The following is a 10,602-nucleotide window of genomic DNA, read 5'->3' as shown; positions in this document are numbered from 1 at the left end:
GGACTGGTCAGCGTGTTCACGGGGGATATGCTCATGCCCAATTTCTCTGTCTGATCGTCCCCTGCTGAGCAGTTACGCTGATTCTTGCTTATTGATCCCTGCAGAAATTAGTAGCGTGCCAGAGTATCGAGGCGCTTGAGACCAGTCGGGATAGTTGCTGGCTTCCTGAGTTCGCCAGAACTCTGACTGTCGTTGCGTTGCGCTACGAATCAAAGCCGGGATCAGTAGTTCTGGGACGTCGAGACGCCCAGCATGACGAGGAGCGGCGTATCACGTTCAATCCGCATGGTGCGCATGACGCTCTGAGCGCCCTGCGGCAGCTGGAACAGTTGTCCGATCTGCCCGGCGAGCACGGCCGCTAGGGGCGGGGCGTTGCGGTTCTGCACGGCCACACCGCCCTGGATGGTGGTGCTCCCGGCACTGGCCAGGTCCTGCGCGTAAGTGTTCAGGCCGTTCAGGGCCGAGCGCATCACGTCCTGAAGGAAGGCCGGGGAGCGGTCCTGCACGGCCCCGCTGAGCCCCAGCTGGTAGGCCGGGTCGTAGGCCAGCGCCTGCACCTGATACGTGCGGCCACCTTGGATGAGGCGGTCAAACACCACGTCCATGCGCCCGGTCTCCGGGTTGGGTTGCGCGGTGCCCACCCAGATCCCCGCCTCCGATTCCGCCACGGCCGGGATGGGCCGCCCGAGGGGCGCTTCCAGCACCGTGATCAGCCGGGCTGGGACGGCAGAGACAGGGTGCAGGCCTGTTTTTGCGGACTCTGCAGCGTTGGTGGACGGGTTGGAGGTCATTATAGTGGTATCCCTGCCGCTGCCCGGAGCGGAGGTCGTGGGCGCCCCCGCTTGCGCTTTGGCCGTGTAGATCACGTTGGTCTCCGGGCGGGCACTGGCATTCCCCCGGCCGGCGTACACCACGCCTCCGCCAGCTGGGGCCACTGGCGCGGCGACTGCTCCCTGCGCCTCTGCGGCGGGCGCGGTGCCTGTCGAAGCGGGCACGCCGCCAAAGAAGTCATCCGGAGTGGGTGCTGCGCTGGCCTCAGGGCCGACGGCGGCACTGGGAACTGCACTGGGTTGCCCCTGTGCCGGGGTGGGTGGTGTGGTCACGGGGCGGCTGGTGCGGTACACGACGCTGGACGCGTTATTCGATGCCATAGCGATGCCGTCGCGGCCTTGACTGGCGTACACGACCTGTCCCGCCGGCGCTGCCCCTGCGCCCGTTGGCCTGCTGTCCCCGTTGACGCCTACGCTGCCAAGGGGACTGGTACCCGCCTGAAGGGTGCTGCCCTGAACGGCACGTCCAGTGCTGGTTGCCCCTGTGACGGGTCCACTGCTGGCGCGGCCTGTGCTTCCCTGGCCGAAGCTGGAGCCAGGCCCAGGCGACAGAAGGAGGGGGCGGCCCATGTCGGCCGGACCGGGGGTGGTGGGCAGCGTCACGCTGGAGGCCGGGGGGTGAATGGGCGTGGGTGCAGGCGGGCTGTCCGGGAGGATCACGGGCACGCTGCCGCTGGGCAGTGGCGTGCTGAAGACGGGCGGCGCCTCCTCAGGTGGGGGCGGAACGTTCGCAAAAGGAGAGGGCGGCGGTGTGCCGGGTGTGCCCGCGCTGGGCGCTTCAGACGGCGGACGCGCCTCCGTGTCTGCCGTGCTGGTGGGGGGCGATCCGAGGGCGGTGCCCGCGGCGCCACTGGACAGGTCCGTGGCGGCCGCAACCTGGGCGGCGGTGGGCTGGTCCGATCCGCTCACTTCGCCGGGGGTTTTCCCACCGCTGGCGGTTTTCCCTGTCAGCAGGCCCGCGTTCCTGCTGACAGGTTTGGCGAAGTAGGTCGCGGTGTAGACCCCGAAGATCAGCAGGGTTCCCGTCAGGAGGACCACGGCGCCCCGCCGCTTGTTGAGTACCAGCTTGCCGAAGGTGCTTCTGCGCCACCACAGGCGTTCCGTGGCGAGGGCGCGCAGCCGCCGCGCCCTCGCCCTGGAGCCCGGCGGGGGGCTGCCGGGGTCGTCGGATTCCGGTTCCGGTGCAGGCGGCCTGGGGCGGGCGTCTTCCAGCATCTCGGCGTAGATGGGGTGTTCCAGGTGCATCCGCTCGAGGAACGGGTCCAGATCAGGTGAGTCCGCCTCGGGGACCGGCTCGCCCAGGGCCTCGCTGATCTGACGTGCCGCGTCGCGGTAGGCGTCGCGCTTCAGGGTCGTCGTCATACGCTGATTATATAAGTTGATCTATAAAGTTGCATCATCTACACTCCGGATGCCCCACGCCCAGGTGGCAACAGCAATGGGGTGACAGGGAGGGAACGATGACAGAAGGCAACAGGATGGCAGCGGTGTCCCGGATGGTTCTGCGGGTCCTCAGGGCCCGGTGGCAGCGGTTCGTGGTGGCCATGATGGTGGTTACCGGCGCGCTGTCCCCCACGCTCGCGGCGACCTCGGGCGGGAAAAACGATCCCTCCGACATCATCAAAAACGGTGTCTGCGGGTCCAACGGCTCGGGCCTGATGGGCTTCGTGACCAACCCCATCTTCGTCGGGGTGGCGCTCGCGGTCGGCGTGGCAATCTGGGGCTGGAACCAGTACTTCGGCCAGATGGACTCCACCGTGGCCCTCAAACGCGGCTTCATCGGCATGGTGGCCGTGCTCTGCTGCTCCACCATCGCCGGCCTGTTCATCACCGGCTGCTGAGGACACAGACCATGAGTGAGCAGTCCCTCACCCACCAGGCGCACCGCACGGACAGCCGGGCCCCGCTGATCGCGTTCTTCGACGCGACCGACATCGCGGTGCTGGGCCTGACGTTCTTCATCACCATCAACGTCACCAGGAAGCTCATTGCGTCCAGCGGCTTCCAGCTGCTGACCACGGGGATCGTGCTGGCCGTGGTGTACGTGCTCCTGATGCTGTTCAAGCGGCTGCTCTCCCCCTACCCGCGCATGGCGACCCACATGATGAACTGGTACTTCAGGCCTGACCTGTACGAGGTGCAGCCCGATCCTGACCCGACCCCGCTCTACCGGGTGCGGCCCGGAGAACTTGACGAGGAGGTCACGTGACCACGTTCCGCTTCAAACGTGCGCCCGCGCCCCCAGGACCGACCCGCCCGGCTGCCCCGGCGCGGGTCGGCCGCCTCGGAAAGGACGGGCAACCGCTCAAAGTCGGCAACCTGCTCAGAGAGCAGCCGCACTGGGACCTGCTGGACGGCGTGATGTTCCTCGACAGGCCCGGCGGCCGGGCCATACCCTGCACCGAGGTGGGTGTGGAACTCGAGCCGCCCTCGCGGCTCTTCCAGACCAGCCAGAAGCTGGCCGAGCTGCACCAGATGGTGAAGGGCGTCCTGCAGCAGGGCGTCGCGCGGGAGGAGCGGGGCCGCCTCTACATCGAGGTGCAGACCGCCCCGCCCGAGGACCTGCACCCCTACCGGGACGTGCCAGAGAGCGGGCATGAACTGGTCAACCTCATGGCGCAGGACCGGTACGCGTACCTGGAGGGGCTGCGGCAGAAGAACCTGGTGAAACGCTGGCGTTGTTTCATGACCTGCACGTCCAGGGCCACCGCGAAGTACAGCAGGGCCGCTCCCCCCACCCCCGAGGAGCTGGTCGCCACGGTCCGCAAAGCCGATGCCGCCGCCGCAAGCCTGCTGGGCTTCCTGCGGGGGGCGGGGTACGAGGCACGGCGCATGTCCAGCAACGAGATGTTCAGGCTGACCTACCGCTACCTCAATCCCGGCCGGGCCAGCGGCCGCCTGCCCAGCTGGGTGCCACCAGAGAAGCGGGTCAGCGTGACGCCCACCCCGCCCGGGGGAAAGGGCGACCGTCCACGCGAGCGGCAGTTCACCCTCAGGGAGCAGCTGTTCCAGACGCCGGTGAACAACGAGGACATGAGCCACCTGCGGATCGGCCCGGCCGGGCGGCCCAAGCACGTGGGCACCGTGAGCCTGGCGCGGGTGCCGCAGCGCACCGTGACCGGCATGCTCGCACGCGTGCTGGAGGCACTGGACGCCAGTACCTACTACGTGGTGCTGGAGTTCGACCACAACGACCCCGTGGACACCGACAGGAAGCTGGAAGTCTCCAAAAACCGCCTCTTCTCGCAGATGGGGTCAGGAACGAAAGAAGCCCCGAACGTCAAAGCCCAGGCGAAACTGCGCGACCTCAACCAGACGATCAAGCACCTGACGTCCACCGGCGACCACACCTACCGCGTCGGCCTGACGCTGGTGCTGATCGCCGACAGCGCCGGGGAACTGCGGCAGGCCAGGGAATCGGCGGTGAGTGCGTGCGCCAGCGTGCCCGGCGCCGGACTGGTCAAACACGACTTCCAGAGCCTCTTCCAGTGGTTTTCGCTGATTCCCTTCAACGGGCAGCGCGGGCCGTTCCTGTTCGAGGCCACCGAGACCACCGCCGCTGACTTCTTCCCCCCGGTCGCCCCGTGGAAGGGCGGTGACCGGCCCACCTGGGTGGTCCGCACCCGGCAGAACACCCTGGCCAACGTGGACTTCTTCACCGGGCCCACGAACGCCAACCACTTCGCCGTCTTCGCCCCAACCGGGTACGGCAAGACCTTCACGGTCATGAGCCTGCTGAGCGCCCACATCCGCATGCACGACCCCTTCGTGACGGTGGTGGACCGCAAGGAAGACTTCAAGTTCTTCATCCGGAGCCTGAGTGACGATCAGAAGAACAACAGCGCCGTGGTGCCGTTCTATCCAGGGGCCGCGACGCAGCTCAACCCGATGGACCTGCCGGAAGGGGACACGAAGCCAGACGCGGTGAAGCAGGCCTTCCTGCTCGCGTTGGTGCGGTACTTCGTGCCGCCGTCGAGCAACAGCCGCGAGGCGGGCGAAGAGAAGGCCCTGATCCTGGAGGCTCTGGGTCAGACCTACCGCCGCGTGAAGCGTGAAGGCCGCTCCCCGCTGCTGAGCGAGTTCGCCGCCACCCTGAACGCGATGGAGATGTACGGAGACGGCGGGCCGATTGCGGGGGAACAGCGGGCGCTGGCCCGCTCGATTGCCCTGCGGCTGCGGCCGGTGCTGGGCGAGGATTCCCCCTGGGGACCGGTCCTGGACCGGCCCACCAACGTCAACACCCACGCCCAGTTCATGTACTACGACCTGAGCGGCATCGCCGACAGTGACCTGGAGATGCGTCGCGTGGCGCTGCACATCGTGAACGACCGCATCTGGCAGGCTGCCCGGCGCCTGCCCCGCAGCGTCCGCAAGATCGCCTTCATTGACGAGTTCGGCAGCCAGATCCAGACCGAGGAGGACCGGGCGTTTGTCAGCACCACCCTGCGCCTGGCCCGCAGCAGCAACCTCGCCTTCGGCCTGGCCACCCAGACGCTCGAAGACATGAACCGCATCTCCGGCATGGAAGAAGCCATCTACTGGTACCTGCTGGGCCGGCTGGAGGGCGGTGAGCAGGTCATCCGAGACGTGCTCAAGCTCCCAGGCAGCGTGAGCCGTGAAATTTCATTGCTCAGGGAGGGCCGGGGCTACAAGGAGTGGGCCCTGATCTACCGCAGCAAGGATGGCCCCAAGAACGGCGACATCATCAAGGTCGAGGAGTCCCGCCGCAGCTACTGGTATCTCACCAGCGAGCCCGGTGAGGCGGCCAGACGGGACGAGTACCTGAAGCGGTACGGCAACCTCAAAGACGCCGTGCAGGCCATTCTGGACGAGGAGGCAGTATGACCAGGGTGTGCGGTGAGTCGAAGACGAACCCGACCGGAGGGAGTGGCCAGGTAGACCGGTGTTCAGGAGATGGACGAGCGGCCGGTGCCGTCCCGGTCGCTCGGGAATCGGATGAACCCGGTCTCTCCACGCACCAGCGCCGCGTGCGGGCCGTCATCCTGGCGGCCACCCTGACCGGGCTGACCGCCCCGGCGCCGGCTCAGGCCCTGACCTGGGACGACCTGGGCGGCACCTTGAAGAGAGCCTGTACCTACGTGAACGGCGGCGGGCAATCCGGCGGCATCCAGTACGGCGGCGACCGCAACCTGCAATGGGTGTGCACGGTCAGCAGCATGTACACCTTCATCAGCAACAACATCATCAACGGTGACTGGCAGGGCTTCGCGCAGGACGTCATGGGCCGGTACGTGACGGAACTGGCCTCCTACCTGACCGGGCAGCTGGGCCTGGGCTCCCTGAACGAAACGGTTGATCAGCTCAACGACATGATGCGCGGCACCTACCGCGACTTTCGCAACGCCATGCTGGGCGCCATGAAAAACGCCCTGTTGACGCGCGGGCAGTACGCCCCGGAGGACAACCAGGGGCTGCCCGGCAGCACCCCAGGCGGCCTGGCGGATTACTTCGCGGACGTCAACCCGATCTTCAACGCCTCCCAGACCGCGGGGCGCCTCGGGCAGACCATCGAGAAATTCAAGGCCGCTGACACCGCTATGCGGGTCAAGAAGGTGCAGGAACAGAGCATCAAGGCCATCGAAGACACCGTGGCGCCAGCCATGAGCAACGCCATGGGCACCATCGGCAACGGCGTGCAGACCGGTCAGGCCGACGAGCTGTACCGGAGCGCGGAAAGTGCCGTGTCCACGCGGGAAGTCGCGGTGGCCCAGGCCAGGGTGATGACGGAGGCCATGAAGTCGGACGCCGTGTACAACACGTCCGTGCTGAGCCTGCTGTCCGAAATCGCCAGGCAGGGCGTGCTGAACAACTCGGAACTCGCGCAGGCGCGTGCCCGCGCCGAGGCGCAGCAGACCGACACCGAGAACGAACTCAAGCAGTACCTCGAACAGCAGGCAGAACAGACCCTGAACGAGGCCCGCGACGTGGCGCAGCAGGTGGACCGCAACGTGCAGACCGCGTCCAGCATGCTCGACCCGGACGTGAGCACCACCCGCATCCTGGAGGACCTGGCCCCATGACCCGCGCCCTGCAACTCCTGATCATGCTCATGGCCCTCACGCTGGGGCAGACGTCCGCGCAGCAGGAAGTGCCGGACCCGGCCGATTCCATCACGCAGTACCTGGAGCACAGCCGGTTCAACCGGTACCAGCAACTCGTGCTCGGCGACCCCGTGGCCACCCTGCGTGACTACGCCGACATTCCCCGCAAGGCCAACCTGCCCGGTTACGTGCTGAGCTTGGCCGGCGTCCTGACCGTGGTGGGCTTCGCCCTCTCCCTGTGGCGCGCGGCCGTGATCGCCAGCGAGACCGCCATCAAGGGGGCGTTCATGAACATGATCGTCAGCGGCCTCATGCTCGGCCTGTGCTTCAACTTCGCCAACGGCACGAAAGTGCCGTGGTCCTTCAGCGCCATCATGTTCAACCAGTGGGGCGCGACGTACGACTGGTCACGGCGCACGTTCGCCAAAGACATGGACGTGCGGATCGAGGAGGCCCAGGCGGGCATGTACGCCCTGATGGGCCAGGTGGTCTCCAGCGCGTCCCTGGTGGCCATCCCCGGCGGAACCGGCGTGGCGATCCGTTCCGCGCGTGGCATGGCCCTGGCCGCCAAGGGCGAGAAGATCAGCGCGGGCCTTGCCGCCGCCGGCACTGCGGGCAGGCTGGAAACCGCCAGCCTCCGCAGTGGCGCCCAGGTGCTCGGCAAGATGAACGTCGCCATGTCCTTCCTGAACTACATCCTGATGGCGTACTCGTTCGTGGTCACCGTCTCCGGGCTCCTGGTGCTGGCCAGCATCTACGTGCTGCCGCTGGGCTTCGCGGCCATCAATTTCGGCTCGACGCGGATTCTCTGGACGGTGTTCGGGACGTTCTTCGCGTCCTGGTTCACCATCCTGCTGCTGCCGCTGTTCCTGGCCGTCAGTCTCAACAAGTCGTTCGTCGAGCCGGCGAAGACGATGGACTACTACGCCCAGCACCTCAGCATTCAGCGGGTCAAGGCGCAGGATGAGGCCACCCGCGCCTCCCAGGACGTGCAGCAGCAGGCGCTGGACAGCGTTGCGAACTGCCAGGCGGCCACGCCCGCAGGTGACCTGCAGGCCGATCCGTGCGCCGAGGTGCAGGGTGGCGGCTGGGTCGAGCGGCTGCTGACCGGCATGTCGGACGTGCTCACGCAGCGGCTGGGCGTGATCTCTGACCTGTTCAACGGCATCGTCAACACCATCCAGAGCGCGTTTTGGGGCCTGAGCGTCTCCATCGTGGGCATGATGGTCTCCATCGGGATCATGCTGGCCACACCAGGCCGCTTCGCGTCCTTCCTCGGCGGGGTGGCCGAAGCAATGAAGGGCAAGTGACGCGGATTCCGTCTGTTCCGTTCACAACCCGGGACTTCACCGGGTTGCGAACTCCACGCCCGGAACCCGTGCTGCTCCCACTCGCATCCGCCCGGACTGAATGGCTTGAAACAACCATTCAGTCGGAGTCTGTCTGATGCGCCGCCTCCTGCCTGCGCTGCTGCTGAGCCTGGGGACCACCCAGGCCCAGGGCAGCCTGAGCCTGCAGGACCTGTGCCTTCAGATGACGACCAGCCGCGTGCAGGTGGTGGCCTACCTGCCCGCCCTGGAGTCCGCGGACCTCGCCGAGTGCTTCCGGCAGGCGAAGGTCAACTACGGCCGGCGCGTGCTGCTGCTGACCGTCCCGTACTTCACCAGGTCCTCCAGCAGCTACGTGCCCAGCCTGGCGCTCGCGGGCGTGCCGGTGTTCGAGGCCAACGTCAACAGCCCGGTGGGGATCGTCCTGATTGACGGCGTGGCCTACGCCGCCCCGAACCTGGGCCGCGCCTCATCCGCGCCCCCCGCCGCGGCCAGTGCCGCCCAGACCCGCGTGTACGCCGGGTGGTTCACCTCAGCCCTGAAGTTCGCCACACGCCTGTCCCCCGTGGACGCCCTCAGCCGCCTGACCCGGAGGTAACGCCATGACCACCCACACCCACGACGCCGACCTGACTCCCGCCCGCAGGAGCGCCCTGCTGCCCAGGCTCGTGCAGAGCCTCATCCGCAGCCCGTACCTGCTGCTGCTGCTGGCCCTGACCCTGCTGGGCGTGGCGCTGCCCTTCTTCGACGCCCGGGGCATCATCGCGGCGCTGTTCATCTTCGCCGTGGTGGCCACCCTGAGGGTGCTGCTGACCATCCGTGACACCCTGCGCGCCCAGCTGGCCGCCACGGAAGCGCAGACCCGCGCGCTCACCGCCAGCAACGACCTGCTCAAACTCGTGGCCACAGGCCGCCGCGGCGCCGGAGACGCGGAGTGACCACCCTCACTGCTGCCCCCGCGCTGTCACGCGAGCATGTGCAGCGCATCACCGATGACGTGGGTACCCTGCTGAGGTTCCTGCCGGGCGACGTCGAGGGGCTGCTGCGGCCCATCATGGACATGGTCGATGAGATCAAACTGCGCTACGGGCGGCCGCTGATGGTGCTGATGGGTGACCGCTGGGAAGTGTTCGACGAGATCACCGTGGACAACGATCACCTGCTGGACATCAACGCCAAGGTGATGAACTGGCGCGATGACGGCCGCAAGGGCGTGGAAGGCACCTGCCACCGCCTGTACCGCACCCGGAACGCCGACGGGACCATCGAGGGCGTCACCGTCCGTGTCGGCCGCTTCCTGCAGGGCGTGGCGTGGCCCCTGAAGCCCTACCTGGACGAGGACGCGAGCCTGCTGATCATGGGCACGCCCGGCAGTGGCAAGAGCACCCTGGAACGTGACATCGCCCGGCTGATCGCCGAGCAGATCCGCGCGTTCTGCGTCATCGTGGACACCAGCGCTGAGCTGAGCGGCGACGGCCGCCGCGCGCACCCCGGCATCGGATACGCCGACCGGGTGCAGGTGGCCATCAAGGCGCAGCAGGCCGACGTGATCTGGGAAGCGGTCCGCAGCCTGAACCCGCGCGTGCTGGTCGTGGATGAGATCGGGTACGCGGACGACGCCCGCGTGATCCGGCAGGCCTCCAAGCTGGGCGTGAAGACCGTGGCCACAGCCCACGGCAACACGTTCCAGGACCTGGTCGAGAACGAAGCGCTGAGCCCGGTGTATGACCCGCCCATCTTCCGGTGGCTGGTCATCGTCGCGGCGCGCGGTGTGTATCACCTGTACGATCTGCCCAAGGCGATGGACCGGCACCGCCAGGGTCAGGTGCCGGCGTACCGGGAACTGAGGGTGTGATACGGATTCCGTTTGTTTCGCTGACAGATCGGAACACCACCGATCTGCCAGCTCCACGTCCGGAACCCGCCCTGCTCCTACTCGCTCCGCTCGGATTGAATGGGCTTCGCAGCCCATTCAATCGGAATCCGTATGAGGTGAGACAGATGCGAACCAACCACGACGTTGTGACCATGCTCAGGCGTGCAGTCTGGATCAGCTGGCGCGCGCTGACACTCCTGGCTGGCCTGCTGCTGCTCCTGCTCCAGCTGCTCGGCGTGCTCGCCGGCCTCGCGTTCCGTGAGGTTGACCGTGTGCACAGAGACGCGGCGCGACCGCCGTTCTGGTGAGCCGCTGCCAAGCACTCGTCAGCACCGCTGCGTCGGGCGGGTTCCCGGGGACAACGGCGGGTGGAACGAAAACGCTGCCCGCGTGCTGTTAAGTACACTGCGTTTATCTTTTAGATAAACCGCGCGGAGCGCGTAGCAGAGGAAGTACGTTGAAGCGGGAATGGAGAGGTTCCGGCGCCTTCCCGGAATCTCGCAATG

10 protein-coding genes are annotated in these 10,602 nt (G+C 67.1%); 9 read left to right on the top strand and 1 reads right to left on the bottom strand.

The window, feature by feature from the left end; all coding sequences use genetic code 11:
• Nucleotides 1-221 precede the first annotated feature (221 nt).
• On the bottom strand, nt 222-2,192 hold the full coding sequence (locus QZ271_RS12645) for a hypothetical protein (protein WP_291432024.1): 1,971 nt from the start codon (nt 2,190-2,192) through the stop codon (nt 222-224).
• Between the two features lie 98 nt (nt 2,193-2,290).
• On the opposite strand from QZ271_RS12645, the gene QZ271_RS12640 reads away from it, so the two are divergent.
• The 9 genes from QZ271_RS12640 to QZ271_RS12600 all read left to right on the top strand — a co-directional run bounded on the left by QZ271_RS12640 (nt 2,291) and on the right by QZ271_RS12600 (nt 10,404).
• Nucleotides 2,291-2,671 (top strand): hypothetical protein, encoded by a 381-nt coding sequence (locus QZ271_RS12640; protein WP_291432023.1) that lies wholly within the window; start codon nt 2,291-2,293, stop codon nt 2,669-2,671.
• 11 nt (nt 2,672-2,682) lie between these two features.
• Nucleotides 2,683-3,039, top strand: a complete 357-nt coding sequence (locus QZ271_RS12635; protein ID WP_291432021.1) for a hypothetical protein — start codon at nt 2,683-2,685, stop codon at nt 3,037-3,039.
• Nucleotides 3,036-5,675 carry a TraC family protein gene (locus QZ271_RS12630; protein WP_291432019.1) on the top strand — a complete coding sequence of 880 codons (2,640 nt, stop codon included), beginning with the start codon at nt 3,036-3,038 and terminating at the stop codon, nt 5,673-5,675. Before QZ271_RS12635 ends, QZ271_RS12630 begins: the two co-directional genes overlap by 4 nt.
• A 143-nt stretch (nt 5,676-5,818) precedes the next feature.
• The gene (locus tag QZ271_RS12625; protein ID WP_291432017.1) at nt 5,819-6,871 is read left to right on the top strand and encodes a hypothetical protein; all 1,053 of its coding nucleotides are present in this window, start codon (nt 5,819-5,821) and stop codon (nt 6,869-6,871) included.
• A complete protein-coding gene (locus QZ271_RS12620) occupies nt 6,868-8,202 on the top strand; it encodes a hypothetical protein (protein WP_291432015.1) in 1,335 nt (444 codons plus the stop codon). The genes QZ271_RS12625 and QZ271_RS12620 overlap by 4 nt, the downstream gene beginning before the upstream one ends.
• A 136-nt stretch (nt 8,203-8,338) precedes the next feature.
• Complete coding sequence (locus QZ271_RS12615; RefSeq protein WP_291432012.1) at nt 8,339-8,818, top strand: hypothetical protein; 480 nt, start codon at nt 8,339-8,341, stop codon at nt 8,816-8,818.
• Nucleotides 8,819-8,822: 4 nt separating this feature from the next.
• A complete protein-coding gene (locus QZ271_RS12610; RefSeq protein ID WP_291432010.1) occupies nt 8,823-9,158 on the top strand; it encodes a hypothetical protein in 336 nt (111 codons plus the stop codon).
• On the top strand, nt 9,155-10,075 hold the full coding sequence (locus tag QZ271_RS12605) for a hypothetical protein (protein ID WP_291432008.1): 921 nt from the start codon (nt 9,155-9,157) through the stop codon (nt 10,073-10,075). Before QZ271_RS12610 ends, QZ271_RS12605 begins: the two co-directional genes overlap by 4 nt.
• A 146-nt stretch (nt 10,076-10,221) precedes the next feature.
• Entirely contained in the window at nt 10,222-10,404 is a 183-nt protein-coding gene (locus QZ271_RS12600; RefSeq protein WP_291432006.1) for a hypothetical protein, read from the top strand.
• The last annotated feature ends 198 nt before the right edge of the window (nt 10,405-10,602 follow it).

It is taken from the genome of Deinococcus sp. (assembly GCF_018260555.1).
Taxonomy (GTDB): Bacteria; Deinococcota; Deinococci; order Deinococcales; family Deinococcaceae; genus Deinococcus.
This window is presented reverse-complemented; position numbering and strand designations above follow the sequence as displayed.

Coding starts and splice junctions, on each gene's coding strand:
- QZ271_RS12645 (WP_291432024.1), bottom strand. CDS start 2,192: ATGACGACGACCCTGAAGCGCGACGCCTACCGCGACGCGGCACGTCAG.
- QZ271_RS12640 (WP_291432023.1), top strand. CDS start 2,291: ATGACAGAAGGCAACAGGATGGCAGCGGTGTCCCGGATGGTTCTGCGG.
- QZ271_RS12635 (WP_291432021.1), top strand. CDS start 2,683: ATGAGTGAGCAGTCCCTCACCCACCAGGCGCACCGCACGGACAGCCGG.
- QZ271_RS12620 (WP_291432015.1), top strand. CDS start 6,868: ATGACCCGCGCCCTGCAACTCCTGATCATGCTCATGGCCCTCACGCTG.
- QZ271_RS12615 (WP_291432012.1), top strand. CDS start 8,339: ATGCGCCGCCTCCTGCCTGCGCTGCTGCTGAGCCTGGGGACCACCCAG.
- QZ271_RS12610 (WP_291432010.1), top strand. CDS start 8,823: ATGACCACCCACACCCACGACGCCGACCTGACTCCCGCCCGCAGGAGC.
- QZ271_RS12600 (WP_291432006.1), top strand. CDS start 10,222: ATGCGAACCAACCACGACGTTGTGACCATGCTCAGGCGTGCAGTCTGG.